General features: G+C 52.7%; 16 protein-coding genes. 15 read left to right on the plus strand and 1 reads right to left on the minus strand.

What is annotated here, in order from left to right:
* The first annotated feature begins 225 nt into the window (after window positions 1-225).
* From VMT62_13590 to VMT62_13660, 15 genes are all read left to right on the plus strand, one after another.
* Window positions 226-1,122 (plus strand): efflux RND transporter permease subunit, encoded by an 897-nt coding sequence (locus VMT62_13590; protein ID HVN97457.1) that lies wholly within the window; start codon window positions 226-228, stop codon window positions 1,120-1,122.
* Complete coding sequence (locus VMT62_13595) at window positions 1,106-2,014, plus strand: cation diffusion facilitator family transporter (GenBank protein ID HVN97458.1); 909 nt, start codon at window positions 1,106-1,108, stop codon at window positions 2,012-2,014. Before VMT62_13590 ends, VMT62_13595 begins: the two co-directional genes overlap by 17 nt.
* A gap of 132 nt (window positions 2,015-2,146) precedes the next feature.
* A complete protein-coding gene (locus VMT62_13600) occupies window positions 2,147-2,950 on the plus strand; it encodes a hypothetical protein (GenBank protein ID HVN97459.1) in 804 nt (267 codons plus the stop codon).
* Window positions 2,951-3,170: 220 nt separating this feature from the next.
* Window positions 3,171-3,617, plus strand: coding sequence for an Rrf2 family transcriptional regulator (locus VMT62_13605; protein HVN97460.1), 447 nt, complete (start codon window positions 3,171-3,173; stop codon window positions 3,615-3,617).
* A 30-nt stretch (window positions 3,618-3,647) separates the two neighbouring features.
* Entirely contained in the window at window positions 3,648-4,946 is a 1,299-nt protein-coding gene (locus VMT62_13610) for an O-acetylhomoserine aminocarboxypropyltransferase/cysteine synthase (GenBank protein ID HVN97461.1), read from the plus strand.
* An 18-nt stretch (window positions 4,947-4,964) separates the two neighbouring features.
* Window positions 4,965-6,104: a homoserine O-acetyltransferase gene (locus VMT62_13615; GenBank protein ID HVN97462.1), complete on the plus strand. Its 1,140-nt coding sequence runs from the start codon at window positions 4,965-4,967 to the stop codon at window positions 6,102-6,104.
* Window positions 6,101-6,697 (plus strand): methionine biosynthesis protein MetW, encoded by a 597-nt coding sequence (gene metW, locus VMT62_13620; protein ID HVN97463.1) that lies wholly within the window; start codon window positions 6,101-6,103, stop codon window positions 6,695-6,697. The genes VMT62_13615 and metW overlap by 4 nt, the downstream gene beginning before the upstream one ends.
* Window positions 6,694-7,875: a ThiF family adenylyltransferase gene (locus VMT62_13625; GenBank protein ID HVN97464.1), complete on the plus strand. Its 1,182-nt coding sequence runs from the start codon at window positions 6,694-6,696 to the stop codon at window positions 7,873-7,875. Before metW ends, VMT62_13625 begins: the two co-directional genes overlap by 4 nt.
* A gap of 64 nt (window positions 7,876-7,939) precedes the next feature.
* Window positions 7,940-8,350 carry a hypothetical protein gene (locus tag VMT62_13630; GenBank protein ID HVN97465.1) on the plus strand — a complete coding sequence of 137 codons (411 nt, stop codon included), beginning with the start codon at window positions 7,940-7,942 and terminating at the stop codon, window positions 8,348-8,350.
* A gap of 29 nt (window positions 8,351-8,379) precedes the next feature.
* Entirely contained in the window at window positions 8,380-9,372 is a 993-nt protein-coding gene (locus VMT62_13635; protein HVN97466.1) for a hypothetical protein, read from the plus strand.
* A gap of 86 nt (window positions 9,373-9,458) precedes the next feature.
* Entirely contained in the window at window positions 9,459-10,439 is a 981-nt protein-coding gene (gene bioB, locus VMT62_13640; protein HVN97467.1) for a biotin synthase BioB, read from the plus strand.
* A gap of 71 nt (window positions 10,440-10,510) precedes the next feature.
* A complete protein-coding gene (locus tag VMT62_13645) occupies window positions 10,511-11,509 on the plus strand; it encodes an XdhC family protein (protein ID HVN97468.1) in 999 nt (332 codons plus the stop codon).
* Between the two features lie 31 nt (window positions 11,510-11,540).
* Window positions 11,541-11,927: an iron-sulfur cluster assembly scaffold protein gene (locus VMT62_13650; GenBank protein HVN97469.1), complete on the plus strand. Its 387-nt coding sequence runs from the start codon at window positions 11,541-11,543 to the stop codon at window positions 11,925-11,927.
* Entirely contained in the window at window positions 11,914-12,522 is a 609-nt protein-coding gene (locus tag VMT62_13655) for a radical SAM protein (GenBank protein ID HVN97470.1), read from the plus strand. The genes VMT62_13650 and VMT62_13655 overlap by 14 nt, the downstream gene beginning before the upstream one ends.
* Window positions 12,519-12,989 (plus strand): hypothetical protein, encoded by a 471-nt coding sequence (locus VMT62_13660; GenBank protein ID HVN97471.1) that lies wholly within the window; start codon window positions 12,519-12,521, stop codon window positions 12,987-12,989. The genes VMT62_13655 and VMT62_13660 overlap by 4 nt, the downstream gene beginning before the upstream one ends.
* A gap of 44 nt (window positions 12,990-13,033) precedes the next feature.
* On the opposite strand, the gene mnmA is transcribed toward VMT62_13660, so the two are convergent.
* Window positions 13,034-14,167: a tRNA 2-thiouridine(34) synthase MnmA gene (mnmA, locus tag VMT62_13665; protein ID HVN97472.1), complete on the minus strand. Its 1,134-nt coding sequence runs from the start codon at window positions 14,165-14,167 to the stop codon at window positions 13,034-13,036.
* Between the last annotated feature and the right edge of the window lie 15 nt (window positions 14,168-14,182).

A 14,182-nucleotide genomic window follows, 5' to 3' on the forward strand; every position in this document is an offset into this window, starting at 1 on the left:
CCCTGGGCCTGTTGCTGCGTGAAGCCAAACAACAGGACAAAGATGGGAATAATGATGACCCCGCCGCCGATACCGATAAAACCGCTCGTAATGCCCGCTGCCATGCCGAGCAACATATAGAGAATTATGGTAACCATCTTATGCGATCCTCCGCCCGTTCTATGTATGATCTTTATGCATTTGGATACACACGCACCCGCTAAATTATATAGCCTGTTAAGGCCGATGTCATCGCCCGTTACTGGGGTGCTCGTTCCGGTGAGTATCGGAGGCGCCGAGGGTGGTAAGGCAATGGGTTCGGGAAAGCTCACTCAGGCCACAAACGCTCAAGTCCCGACACAGATCGCCGAGATCCCCCTCTCGCAACTTGCCGATATCAAGGTCGTCAAAGGTCCCACGGCCATCAAGAGTGAGCAGGGACTTCTCACCTCCTACGTCTTTATAGATTTCAGCGGCCGCGACGTGGGCGGGTATGTGGAGGAAGCGAGAAAGAGGGTCGCCTCGCTCAAGATACCCGAAGGTTACCGTCTGGAATGGAGCGGTGACTATGAATATCTCGTGAAGACGCACGAACGTCTCAAGATGGTAATCCCACTCACGCTGCTCATCATATTTGTTCTCATCTATCTCAACACACGGTCAGTGACCAAGACGGCAATCGTGCTCCTCGCGGTCCCCTTCTCGCTCGTCGGTTCGTTCTGGTTCCTTTATCTTTTGAACTATAATATGAGCATCGCGGTCTGGGTTGGCATCATTGCGCTCGCCGGTCTCGATGCGGAGACCGGAGTGGTCATGCTCCTCTACCTGGATCTCGCCTATGACCCGTGGAAAAACCAGGGGAAACTTACGGACATCGCGGGCCTCAAAGACGCTATCACGCATGGAGCGGTAAAAATGATAAGACCAAAGATCATGACGGTGAGCGTGATCCTCGCGGGCCTCATCCCCATCATGTTCAGCCATGGTGCAGCATCGGATGTGATGAAAAGGATCGCCGCCCCCATGGTTGGCGGGGTAATCACGTCGACCATATTGGAGTTGATTATCTATCCGGTGATCTACAGGATTTGGAAAGGAAGAGAGTTTAGTGGTATAAAAGGTCAGTATGGAACCGAGAACTGATCACGAGACGCGCCTTATCTGGGCTATCGTTATTAGCTTTATTGTCTGTGCCGGAGAAATAGTCGGCGGAATCTTAAGCAACAGCCTCGCCCTTTTGAGCGACGCGGGCCACGTATTTACCGATATATTTGCCCTTGCCTTGAGCTTGATCGCCTCGTACATCAGCCGCAGGCCATCGAACTATCGTGCGACCTACGGCCACCAGCGGATAGGATTGCTTGCCGCTCTGGTAAACGGATGCGCCCTGGTCGTGATTTCTATCTTTATTTTTATCGAGGCGTACAAAAGGTTCTCTCTGCCGCCTCAGATCAACACGGGTACCATGCTGGTCGTTGCGATCGCCGGTCTCGCCGGCAATGCGCTCATGATGTGGATACTGGGAGAGGGCCACGGAAACCTTAATATCAAGAGCGCCTGGCTTCACGTGGTGGGCGATACGCTCACGTCCGCAGGCGTGATCGTTGCGGCGGTGGTCATCGCATTTACCGGATGGTACATGGTTGATCCTGTCGTGAGCATCCTCGTTGGCCTCGTCATCATTGTGGGAAGCTGGTCCGTGATTAAAGAGGTGCTCTGGGTATTTCTCGAACTTAGTCCGCTCGGGTTTCATGCGGAGGAGATTTCGAGGATGATCTGCGCCATGGAAAATGTGAAAGGCGTGCACGATGTACACGTCTGGTCTATCGGACACGGAATACCGGCGCTCTCCGCGCATGTCCTGGTGAATGACCTAAGGATAAGCCAGACGGATGGCGTAAGAAAAGCCATCGAAGAAAAGCTTGAAGGGCTCGGCATAAAGCACACGGTTCTGCAGATGGAGTGCGCAGAATGCCAGGAAAATAGCCTTTATTGTCAGATCTCTCCGGCCGAGGAAGACCACCACCATCATTAGGCTTAAGGGCCACTAAGAAGGTGGCCGCCCCATAGACCTGAACGGATGATTTGACAGACACTTTAGGAGCGCCTTAATAGCTCAGAACGAGGTGCGAGGACGGTACCGATCATAGATAGCCGGAGAAGGCTCATGATGAGAAAGGTTGCACCACTTATTGCTTATGCCTTTGTGTGGATAATTGCGGGTTTGACCCCCGACGCTCACTGCGGGCAGAATCTAAGGATCGCGCAAAATCAAGGATCAAAGCAGACCGCAGCACCTGATGCAGCCTACGTGAATCCACGCAGAGAACGCATAGGGTTTACGGTCAAAGCCGACCTTGCCACCGGGCTTCAGGACTATACAGGCCCCTGTCCGGTATCCGTTCGGTTTGAAGGCCGCGTGGAGACGAACAGGGCAACAACTGTAGAGTATAAATTCGTGCGTAACGACGATGTGCAAACCGCTCCGGCTAAGCTCGTCTTTGACAAGCCGGGAGTTCAGGATGTCAGCTACACCTGGGAGCTGGGACAAGCCGGCACGGGGGCCACCTTAAACGGATCGATATTCATGGAAGTCGTCTATCCGATCAATCTCATGGTCAAATCAAATATAGTTTCCGTTAAAGTGGTCTGTTTGCCCGTTGGCTCCAAGGTACGTGAGAGTGTGCCGGGTCAGATGACGGGCCCAACAAACCACTCGCCGCCCATGGGTCCCCCGGGGACGCCCTGGGACGAGAAGACAGGGCCGGGGGCAATACGTTCACCTTTATCACCGTCCGATCAGAACCCACCCCTTCCCGGCGCCATACCTCAAGCGTCACAAGGGAGTAGAGGGCCGGTACCTGGCATGCCTATGATTCCGCCCGACCCAAAAGCTTTGCCCCCCGGTATGGTGCCCCATGATCTATCGGGCGACAAACCCGTGCCCATGAAGCTTCCCACGCCCCAATAGGATTTATACCCTGCCATTTCCTCTTGTGACATCGTAACATGCTGAATTGAAAAGATAATATTTTGTCGCACCAATTATCCTATAGAAATAGTTGACAAAGGAAGACCCATATACTATATTATTCCTACTGGTTTAGTATAATATACTCTATAAGCGTGACGTATTTGAAACATGCTGTGAAGCATGGGGGGAATGCAAACATCGGGGAGGCCGTGAAAGGATGAAAATATCAACCAAAGGCAGATATGGGTTACGGGCGCTTATCGACCTGTCCAGGAATGGCAAAAACGGTCTACCCGTTCTCCTTTGCGATATCGCTAAGCGACAGGGCATATCCGACAAGTATCTTGAACAGATCGCAACACAACTGCACAGGGCAGGCCTTGTAAAGACGGTGCGCGGCAGAAAAGGCGGGTATCTTCTTTCAAGACCGGAAAACCAAATAAAGGTCAGTGAGGTGATCGAAATTCTTGAGGGGCCCATATGTGTTGTCGACTGCGTGCTGGAGCCCGATTCCTGTTCCAAGGCGGCCCTTTGTTCTGCCAGGGACGTTTGGAGTCTCTTAAGCCAAAAGATCGGGGAAGTGCTATCCGGTTACACATTGGCCGATCTGGTGAAACTACAAGAGGAGAAGGCGTCAAAAGAGTACCCCATGTACTATATCTGAAAACGAGAAGCCGTAAAAGGAGAGACTGACATGACAAAGAAGAGACTGGAAACTGTTGCAATTCACGCGGGTCAGGAAAGCCCTGATCCTGCCACAGGCGCCAGGGCCGTACCCATTTATCAGACCACATCGTATGTGTTTAACAGTACCGAACATGCGGCCAATCTTTTCGCACTCAAAGAGTTCGGCAATATCTATACACGCATCATGAACCCCACGACTGATGTTTTCGAGCGACGCATGGCCGCTCTCGAAGGAGGCACGGGTGCTCTGGCTGTGGCCTCGGGTCAGGCCGCTGAAACACTCGCGCTTCTCGCGATCACCCAGGTTGGCGATGAAATTGTATCGGCGAACAACCTCTACGGAGGAACGTATGAGCTCTTCCACTATACGTTCCCCAAACTGGGCCGATCCGTCACATTCGTGGATTCTTCGAAGCCGGATGAGTTCAAAAAGGCGATAAGGCAAAAGACTAAGGCCATATATGCGGAGACCATCGGTAACCCCAAGCTGGACGTGCCCGATTTTGAGACAATCGGGAAGATCGCCCACGATGCGGGCGTCCCACTTGTCGTGGACAATACTGTGGGCGTGGGTCTCGTGAATCCTATTCAGTACGGGGCCGATATAACGGTCATCTCGGCCACAAAATTCGTGGGAGGCCACGGCACATCCATTGGCGGTGTCATTGTGGATTCGGGCAAGTTTAACTGGGGCAACGGCAGATTCCCGGAATTCACCGAGCCCGATCCAACCTATCATGGACTCAAGTTCTGGGATACCTTCGGGGACTTTCCGGGACTCGGCAATGTGGCCTTCATACTCAAGGTGCGGGTACAACTGCTACGAGACTTAGGTCCAGCCTTAAGCCCCTTTAACGCTTTTCTCTTCCTACAGGGACTTGAAACCTTGCCCTTGAGACAGAAGAAACATTCTGAGAACGCACTGGCTGTGGCGCAATTTCTTAAGAAACATCCTCTTGTAACGTGGGTGAATTACCCCGGGCTCGATGATCATCCGAGCCATGCCCTGGCCAAGAAATACTTGCAGGGGGGCTACGGGGCACTCGTCGGTTTCGGTATCAAAGGCGGACTTGAGTCGGGCAAAAGGTTTATCAACTCTGTCGAGCTTCTTTCCCATCTCGCTAACATAGGCGATTCCAAGACCCTCGTGATCCATCCTGCATCGACCACCCACCAGCAGTTGACGAGGACCGAGCAAGAAGCAACGGGCGTGACCGAGGATTTCATCAGGCTCTCCATAGGGCTTGAACATGTTGAGGACATTAAGGAAGATATAGATCAGGCGCTGAAGCAAGCGGCAGGATAGAGGCGAACGGAAACAGGGATGGTGGACAAAGACAAATATACAGGCGTGGTGGAGACACATTACTATACGTTCGCCGATCCGCCCGATGCGCTTAAGCTGGAAAGCGGCGAGAAGCTCGGCCCCATCACCCTTGCCTACGAGACGTACGGGCGTCTGAATTCTGAAGGGACGAATGCCATTCTTGTCTGTCATGCCTTAACGGGGGATGCACATGCTGCGGGCTTTCACCGGGGGGACAAGAATCCCGGCTGGTGGGATAACATGATCGGCAGAGGCAAGGCATTCGATACCAACAAGTACTTCGTTATCTGTTCAAACGTGATCGGAGGCTGTAGGGGCTCAACAGGCCCTTCATCGATAAATCCCGTAACAGACAAGCCATTCGGTCTCGAGTTTCCCTTGGTCACAATCAGGGATATGGTGAACGCTCAGGGCCGGCTCGTGGCGCATCTTGGCATCGAGAAACTCTTGAGCGTGGCTGGTGGTTCTATGGGCGGCATGCAGGTGCTCGAGTGGGTAGTATCCCATCCCGAGAAGGTGGCGAGCGCTATCCCTATCGCCACCACAGCGGTCCATTCACCTCAGCAGATCGCCTTTAACGAGGTGGGCCGGCAGGCCATTATGGCTGACCCAAACTGGAACGAAGGGAACTATTATGACCATCGCCTTCCCATGAAAGGCCTGAGTGTGGCGAGAATGGTGGGCCACATTACCTACATGAGCGACGAGTCCATGAAGGCCAAGTTCGGTAGACGCTTAAGAGGCGAGAAGCAGCCCTTTAAATTCAGCGCCGATTTTGAAGTAGAGGGGTATCTGCGATACCGGGGGGACAGTTTCATCAAACGCTTTGACCCTAATTCGTACCTCTACATCACAAAAGCGATCGACAATTTTGATTTGAGTAACGGTCAGGGCCTAAGCAACATGTTACGGGATGTGCGGACCAGATTTCTCATCATAGGCTTCAAATCGGACTGGCTTTATCCTTCATATCAATCGCAGGAGATCGCGAAAGCGTGCAAGCGTGCGGGTGCAAGCGCTATTTACTGCGAGCTCAGTTCAACTTATGGACACGATGCCTTCCTCGTTGAGGTCGATGAGCAGTCCCACCTCGTGAGCCATTTTCTGGACAGGGTATTTGAAGAGGTGCAAAGGTGACATCCTTAAGTGCCGATCACCAGGCAATCCTCGATTTTGTGACCCCCTCTTCATCGGTCCTTGACTTGGGCTGCGGCAGCGGGGACCTCCTCTTTCTTCTCGTGAGTCAAAAGAACGTGAAGGCCCAGGGAATCGAGATAGACGACAAGGCTATATTCGAATGCGTGGCCAAAGGGCTCAACGTGTTTCACGACGATATCGACACGGGTCTATCCGAGTATCAAGACAAGTCATTCGATTTCGTGGTGCTCAACCAGAGCCTCCAGCAGGTGAAAAAACCCGAGGAGGTACTGAAAGAGGCATTGAGGGTTGGCCGAAAAGCGATTGTCGGCATCCCCAACTTCGCTCAGCTCCGTGCCCGATGTCAGATCTTCTTTAGAGGCCGAGTGCCCATCACACCATCACTTCCTTTTGAATGGTATAATACGCCCAATCTACACTTCCTGAGCATCCTTGACTTTACTGAGTATTGCGCGCGAAGAAACATCGTCATTGAGACGGCCCGTTTCATGAGCGGAACACTGAGGATTTATATGCTGCCCAATCTTTTTGCGCGGACCGGACTTTTTGTTCTGTCGGGAGCGCTAGCATGAAGGACGCAGAAAGATATGCGGAGCGGTTGGGCGATGTCACAGCCGCCATGGAAATCTCCGTTGATCGGGCGAAAGACCTGCTTCGTGATGACCAAAGGACTGTTATCATCGATATCCGGAGTAACGGCCAAACATCGTTGGGCTACATCAAGGGGGCCCGGTTTGTCCCTCTTGGCCTCATTCAGGGCGAGTTAAACAAACTGGCAGCCGACAAAAGCGTTCCCGTGATCGTGTACTGTGCCTTCGGGGACCGTTCGGTGAGCGCCGCTGAGATGCTCCGAAAAATGGGTTTTATCAATGCCTGCTCGCTCTCAGGAGGGTTCAATGCTTGGCTTAGTCGGGGCGGTGAGATCGTTACCGATAGTCTCTTTACAATTTCTCAGCTTAACCGGTACAGCCGAAACATCCTCCTTGACGAGATCGGTGAACAAGGACAGCGCAAGCTCATGAGCGCCAGGGTCCTTCTTGTGGGCGCAGGGGGCCTTGCTTCTTCGGCGGGGCTTTATCTTGCTGCCTGCGGGATCGGAACCATAGGCCTTGTGGATTACGACTGGGTAGAGCTTTCGAACCTCAACAGACAGATAATGCACGGAACTGAAGATGTAGGAAGGCTAAAGGTAGAATCGGGAACCTCAGCCATCAAGAGGATCAACCCTGACGTGAATGTTGTATCCTTCCCCAACCGGCTCACCCCGATGAACGCCCTTGAGATTATAGAAGACTTTGATATGGTCATGGATGCCTCTGACAACGCAGGCACCAAATTTCTTCTCAACGACGCCTGCTTTTTTGCCGGCAAGCCCTACGTTTTTGGCGGCGCGGTGGGATTTAGCGGTCAGGCAGGCCTTTTCTGGCCCAAACAGAAAGGCCCGTGTCTCAGGTGTCTTTTTCCTGAGATGCCTTCGCGTGCGCTCGTGCCAACCTGTAGTGAGGCCGGCGTGCTGGGCGTCGTGCCCGGGCAGATCGGTCTTGTTCAGGCCACAGAAATCATAAAGCTTATTCTCGGCATAGGGGAACCCATGATCGGCAAGTACTACATCTACAATGCACTCAGCCTCACGGCCAGGTTTATTGTCACGGGCAGGAGCGTCGATTGCCCGCTGTGCGGGACGAACCCCCGAATCACGAGTCTTTCCGGCGAGGGCAGTGTTTCCTACGAAAACGAGGAATGCGCCTAGATATATTCAGAGGACAAGATGAGAAAAGGGCGCAAACGGTTGTGAGATTAAGGAGGTTTTTACAATGAATTGTTCAATGTGGAGCCATGGCGTATGCTCCGAATGTGATCTGTTCAAGGGCAGAGGCGGTGAGTGCAACGGTTATCCGGATACGGCAGAGCAAGGCAGCCAGGATGTATTTGAGGCGCTCAGTTCGGCCCGTAAACCGGCCGGACGCGTTCAAAAGAAACAAAAGAAAGAGCCCGACATCAAATTACTGGTTGTGGATGCGGAGAACGATCAAGTGAGGCCGTCGAGCCTCAAGGAAGCGCGCACGTGGGATTGGAAGAACCCCGAGATCATGAGGATTGTTGACGACTGGCAGATATCGAGCTATGAAATGCTCCTCTTCATTCTTAAGGAGAAAGCGGAAAAAGGCATCAAGGAAGTGCGGCTCTTCGAAGCGCCCCGATTCATGGTTCTCGCCGGTGGATAGGGTAGTGGTCGCCTGCGGTGAAGAGTTTAATGAATAGGAAGGCGATTTCACTCCTGTCCCGTGGTCTCGACAGCACGCTCGCCACGAAACTCATTGTCGAGCAGGGTATCGAGGTCGTGGCCCTTCACTTCACTTCCCCATTTTGTACCTGTTCCAAGGGAAACGAAGGTTGCGGCATTCAGGCCCTAAGATCGGCCGGCGAACTGGGCGTTAAGGTGATCGTACGCCCGAAGGGCATGGAATATCTCAACGTAGTCAGGGCACCGAAACACGGCTACGGTAAGAACCTGAATCCGTGCATCGATTGCAGAATATTCATTCTTAAGGAAACGAAAAAAGTCATGGACGAGATTGAGGCAAGCTTCGTTATTACCGGAGAGGTTTTGGGACAGCGACCCATGTCTCAACACAGAAATGCCATGAGGCGGATAGAAGAAGAGAGCGGCCTCGAAGGTCTTATCCTGCGCCCCTTATCGGCGAAACATTTTGACCCCACGTTGCCAGAAATAGCTGGCATCATTGACCGGCAGAAACTCCTCGACATATCAGGCCGCTCGCGAAAGACCCAGTACGAACTGGTGGATGCCTTTCACCTAAAGGAATTCAGCTGCCCGGGAGGCGGATGTCTCCTGACGGACCCAATTTTTGCGAGAAAACTCAAAGACCTTTTTGCAAACATCCCTGATTTTACCATGAGGGATGTCAACCTCCTCAAGATTGGAAGACATTTCAGGTTTGATGCATGCACAAAATTGATAGTGGGCAGAAACCAGGACGAAAACGTGAGACTCAGGGCTTTGCATGCAGTTCCCTCGGCGCTCCTTGAACCCTCGGATTTCAAGGGCCCCACGGGACTTCTCTTTGGAAACACACACGATGCTCACCTCAATGTTGCAGCCAATATAATGGCGCACTACGGCAGGAAGGAAACATCCCCCGTTTGGATAGATGTAATGAATGGAGCGAAGGCTCGCTACTGCGCAGAGAGAAGGTTCGTTGATTTGGAGAAGTTGGCTATTTGATCACAGGGGTGTAAGACCGGACGTGGATGAAGAGCAGATTGGTATGACGCCGGTCAGTGCTTGAGGTGCGGCAGGAAGGAGAGGTTATGCCTGACAATGTTCTTGAACTGAAAACGAGGGCCATAGAGAGAAAGGACATAGGAGCCGAAGACGCTCTTGTGTTGTACCGGCTCGGGATGGAACGTCCTTTCTCTCTCATGGCTGCCGCCGCAGAGATAAGGGAATACTTCAAGGGAAAAAAAGTGAACCTCTGTGGCATTGTCAATGCAAAATCGGGACTTTGCCCGGAAGATTGTAAGTTCTGCGCACAGTCTGTGCACTATTGTACTGAGGCTCCGAAATATCCCTTTATAGGGAAGGCGGATATTGTAGAGAAAGCGCGTCGTGCTAAGGCATCAGGCGCTCACATGTTCGGTATTATTACAAGCGGCACCAGAATTGACGATGAAGGCGAGTGGGACGAAATCTATCAGGCTGTGCGCGACATAAGCTCTCTGGGACTTAAACCCTGTGTTTCTCTTGGCATGCTCGACGCCGAGCGCGCGCACACACTGAAGAAAGCCGGTCTGTACCGGTATCACCATAACCTCGAAACGGCCCGAAGCTACTTCGACAATATCTGCACGACCCACGAGTATCAGGAGGATGTTGACACAGTCGTGGCTGCACAGAGCGCGGGTCTCTCCACCTGCTCGGGCGGTATCATCGGCCTCGGCGAATCCATGGAGCAGAGAATCGAGCTTGCCATGACCCTCAAGGGGCTTGATGTTGACTGTGTGCCTTTCAATATCCTGAATCCGCGACCGGGGACGCCCCTTCAACATGTGCCGCACCTCTCTCCCGTTGAGCTCCTTGTGACCATTGCAATATACAGATTCATACTCTCAGACAAAGACATAAAACTCTGCGGGGGCAAAGAGTCAAACCTGAGGCAGCTACTGCCTCTGGGTATTGTGGCTGGGTGCAATTCCCTCATGATCGGAGATTATTTGACCATGCCGGGACGAAGCCCTGAGCTGGACGCAGAGATGATAAAGGACCTGGGGCTCGAACCCGTATGCGATTGACCCCATGTGCCCTGTAATACCGGGTGATGTTAATAGATCGACGGTGAGGACGAGTTCGTCGGAGGCCTGAAATGAAGAATATATACGTTGTCATAGATGAATATCTCGACCGAGGAGAATCAGGTGTCCTGGCAACGATCGTAAAAAGGACAGGCGCAACTCCCCAGGGGGCAGGCGCAAAAATGTTCATCGGCGCCGACGGCAGGATGTTTGGCACGGTCGGGGGCGGCTGTCTTGAAGCTGAGATCTGGCAGAACTCGCGAAAAATTCTAAAAACTAAAGAAGCGGACGTGTTCCGCTACGTTCTCGACGGAAAGAATGTGGAGGATGACGGGATGATCTGCGGTGGCAACATAGATGTTCTTCTTGAACCCGTGGATGAGAAGTACCGCGATCTCTACAGACAGATCTCCGGGTTCAAAGCGCAAGGGAAGAAGGCCGTCACTATTACTTCTTACGGCGCTCGGGGGTTCACCAAAACGCTCTGCACCAGCGAGGACGAATTGATCGGAGATCTCACCGGCCACGAGAAAGACATCGCCGCACCCGTCTTCCACGAAAAGAAACCTACGGTGCTCGACAACAGAGTTGTTGAACCTATTGTCTCATCGTCGACCCTTTACTTGTATGGTGCCGGCCACGTGTCGCAATTCATCTGCAGACTGGCTAAGACAATGGACTTCGCTGTCACTGTCTTTGATGACCGGGTAGAGTTCGCGAACCGGGAGCGCTTCCCCGAGGCCGACAATGTCATCGTGGACGATTTCGGAAACGCCCTCAAATACGCCGATGATGAGGATAACATATATGCAGCGGTTGTCACGAGGGGCCACAAGCACGACGCCCTTGTGCTCGAACAGATACTGACAAGACCACACAGGTATATCGGTATGATAGGAAGCAAGAGAAAGATCCGTATAATTTTCGATTATCTTGAAACAAAAGGGTTTGGCGAAAGCCTTCTCCAGTCCATCTACGCGCCGATCGGGGTCGATATTAACGCCGAGACCCCCCAGGAGATAGCTTTGAGCATAGTGGCAGAGATCGTAAAGGTGAGGGGCGGGAAATAGGACCCACTGGCACCTCTGAAGAAGGGTATATATGTGGGAATATTCGGATATAGTCAAAGACCATTTTCATAACCCACGTAATGTGGGAGAGATAGAGGACCCTGACGGCGTAGCCCAGGTGACGTCCATGGCCTGCGGAGACGTGCTCAAGATTACTTTGAAAGTCGATAAGCACGCAAGGATTACGGACGCAAGATGCAAGGTAGCGGGGTGTGTCGCCTCCATCGCGTGTGCGTCCGCCCTGACCGAGATGATAAAGGGTGTTACCTTGGAGGAGGCCGTGAGGATCACAGATCAGGACATCATCGACTATCTCGGAGGTCTGCCTCCCGGTAAAACGCATGCCCCGGGCATGGCGCAAGAAACCCTGGAAAGAGTTGTCGAGGACGTAGTAAGGAGACGCCTTGGCACCGATTGACCTAAATAACCTTGAAGACCGGAAAATAACGAAGAATGATATGCGCGCCCGTCTCGATCTCACCGACAAGGCAGACGTAGAAAAACTTTTCGAGGCAGCCTATGCGGTAAAAGCCCGTCACGTGGGGAAGAAGGTCTATTTCAGGGGTATTATAGAATTCAGCAACGTGTGCAGGAAGAACTGCTTCTATTGCGGCATCAGGAAGGACAACCAGAACCTGACCCGCTATTCCATGGGACTGAACGAGATCGTTGAGAGCGCCCGATGGGCCTACGACGCGGGTTATGGCTCCGTCATACTCCAATCGGGGGAAAGGAGGGGTCGGGCCTTCACGGAGTTCATTGAAGATGCCATCAAAGGGATAAAGGAGGCGACATCGGGAGGGCTTGGTATTACGCTCTCGGTGGGTGAGCAGGATGAACAGACATACGAACGGTGGTTTGGTGCCGGCGCGCACCGATACCTGCTCAGGATAGAGACGTCCAATGAAGACCTTTACCGGCGATTGCACCCGGCCGACCATAGCTTCTTCAAAAGGCTCAAGTGCCTTGAAACCCTGAGTGCCATAGGATATCAGACCGGTACGGGGTCATGATCGGCCTTCCCGGTCAGACCGTCGAAGACCTTGTCAACGACATCCTCTTCTTTGAAGAGTTGGACGTAGCCATGATAGGCATGGGCCCTTATCTTACGCATCAGGATACGCCGCTCTATAAGCGGGGCATGTTAAGCGGTATGTCCAAAGAGGGTTTGCTCGAACTTGCCTTAAAGATGATAGCCGTTACAAGGATCTATTTGAAGGATGTGAATATTGCCTCGACCACCGCGCTTCAGGCCGTCGCCCCTACCGGCAGAGAGATGGGGCTTCTCGCGGGCGCCAATGTGATTATGCCGAATATTACTGACGTGCGGTACCGTAGCCTCTACCAGCTCTACGACGATAAGCCGTGCATTAATGAAACCGGCCAGGCTTGCCTCAATTGCCTGGACGGTCGAATCCGCTCTATCGGCGAGACCGTGGGCTACGGTGAATGGGGTGATTCGCCCCATTTTACGAAATAACGCGGGGGCAAGAACAGCATTCAACTCTTCAGGGAAGCAGCGTTTTACGATGATGGGTTGTTCTCATCCGGCGGATGAAGCTCGTCGCGAGATAGATTCACGGTACCGCTCGCTAGCACCGTGTCGTGAGCATAAAACACGACGGCCTGGCCGGGTGTTACGGCCTTCTGGCCCTGTGTAAACCTGACAAGGGCTCCTCCGGCATTATTCGGCTCAACTGTGCATTCGGCCGGAGCGCTTCTATAACGAACCTGGGCGTGAACAGGGCCTTGCCAAAGGGGATGACTGAAAGGAACAAACCAGTTCATATTCTCGGCGAGGAGGTCCTTTCGAAAAAGATATTTTTCGGGCCCCGCCACAATTTCATTCTTCGCATGACTGATGTGCAGCACATAGAAAGGTTCTTTCAATCCCGGGAGGCCAAGGAAACGCCGTTGTCCTATGGTATAGGAAGGTATGCCCCGATGTACCCCGATTACATTGCCGTGTACGTCCCTTATATTCCCGGGAACGCCTTCGTCCTTGAGCAGCATCGTATAATTGTCATATTCGAGGAAATCCTGGCTTTCAGGTTTTTGAAGAAACTCTTGCAGGCCCGACTCGAGGGCTATTTGCCTGACCTCTCTCTTCTCATACTCTCCGAGCGGAAAGTGAAGCCTTTCAAGTTGCTCCTGCTTAAGGCGGCTCAAGAAATAGGACTGGTCTTTTTGGGCATCCATGCCTCGTTTGAGAAGATTGATTCGATAGGCCGGTTCATATGCGACCCTCGCGTAATGTCCCGTTGCAAAGAAGTCGAACTCGATTCCGCTCGAGAAGGCCTTCTCAAGCAGGGAGCCGAATTTTATCCTGGCGTTGCAGACCACGCAGGGGTTGGGCGTTCTTCCCTGCCCGTATTCCTTTCGAAAATACTCGATGACCGTCTCCTGGTATTCTTCCCGAAGATCAACGATATAGTGTGGAACGCCTAGTATCCGGGCAGCTTTTTCAGCGTCCGCTATATCGTGGGCTTCATTTGGGCCGTAACAGCCTCCCCTCTTGGTGGCATGGGTTTGTGGCCCGTCCCATATCTTCATAGTAAGGCCGATCACATCGTAGCCCTGTTTTTTGAGAAGATACACGGCCGTGCTTGAATCAATCCCTCCGCTCATCCCCACCGCAATGGTCTTTTTGGTCGACATGATATCTAATATACC

Source organism: Syntrophorhabdaceae bacterium (assembly GCA_035541755.1).
Lineage (GTDB): Bacteria > Desulfobacterota > Syntrophorhabdia > Syntrophorhabdales > Syntrophorhabdaceae > PNOF01.

What these genes read in the sequence shown, in the direction of transcription:
- VMT62_13590 (HVN97457.1), top strand. Translation starts at nt 226, where the DNA reads ATGTCATCGCCCGTTACTGGGGTGCTCGTTCCGGTGAGTATCGGAGGC.
- VMT62_13595 (HVN97458.1), top strand. Translation starts at nt 1,106, where the DNA reads ATGGAACCGAGAACTGATCACGAGACGCGCCTTATCTGGGCTATCGTT.
- VMT62_13600 (HVN97459.1), top strand. Translation starts at nt 2,147, where the DNA reads ATGATGAGAAAGGTTGCACCACTTATTGCTTATGCCTTTGTGTGGATA.
- VMT62_13605 (HVN97460.1), top strand. Translation starts at nt 3,171, where the DNA reads ATGAAAATATCAACCAAAGGCAGATATGGGTTACGGGCGCTTATCGAC.
- VMT62_13610 (HVN97461.1), top strand. Translation starts at nt 3,648, where the DNA reads ATGACAAAGAAGAGACTGGAAACTGTTGCAATTCACGCGGGTCAGGAA.
- VMT62_13615 (HVN97462.1), top strand. Translation starts at nt 4,965, where the DNA reads ATGGTGGACAAAGACAAATATACAGGCGTGGTGGAGACACATTACTAT.
- VMT62_13625 (HVN97464.1), top strand. Translation starts at nt 6,694, where the DNA reads ATGAAGGACGCAGAAAGATATGCGGAGCGGTTGGGCGATGTCACAGCC.
- VMT62_13630 (HVN97465.1), top strand. Translation starts at nt 7,940, where the DNA reads ATGAATTGTTCAATGTGGAGCCATGGCGTATGCTCCGAATGTGATCTG.
- VMT62_13635 (HVN97466.1), top strand. Translation starts at nt 8,380, where the DNA reads ATGAATAGGAAGGCGATTTCACTCCTGTCCCGTGGTCTCGACAGCACG.
- bioB (HVN97467.1), top strand. Translation starts at nt 9,459, where the DNA reads ATGCCTGACAATGTTCTTGAACTGAAAACGAGGGCCATAGAGAGAAAG.
- VMT62_13645 (HVN97468.1), top strand. Translation starts at nt 10,511, where the DNA reads ATGAAGAATATATACGTTGTCATAGATGAATATCTCGACCGAGGAGAA.
- VMT62_13650 (HVN97469.1), top strand. Translation starts at nt 11,541, where the DNA reads ATGTGGGAATATTCGGATATAGTCAAAGACCATTTTCATAACCCACGT.
- VMT62_13660 (HVN97471.1), top strand. Translation starts at nt 12,519, where the DNA reads ATGATCGGCCTTCCCGGTCAGACCGTCGAAGACCTTGTCAACGACATC.
- mnmA (HVN97472.1), bottom strand. Translation starts at nt 14,167, where the DNA reads ATGTCGACCAAAAAGACCATTGCGGTGGGGATGAGCGGAGGGATTGAT.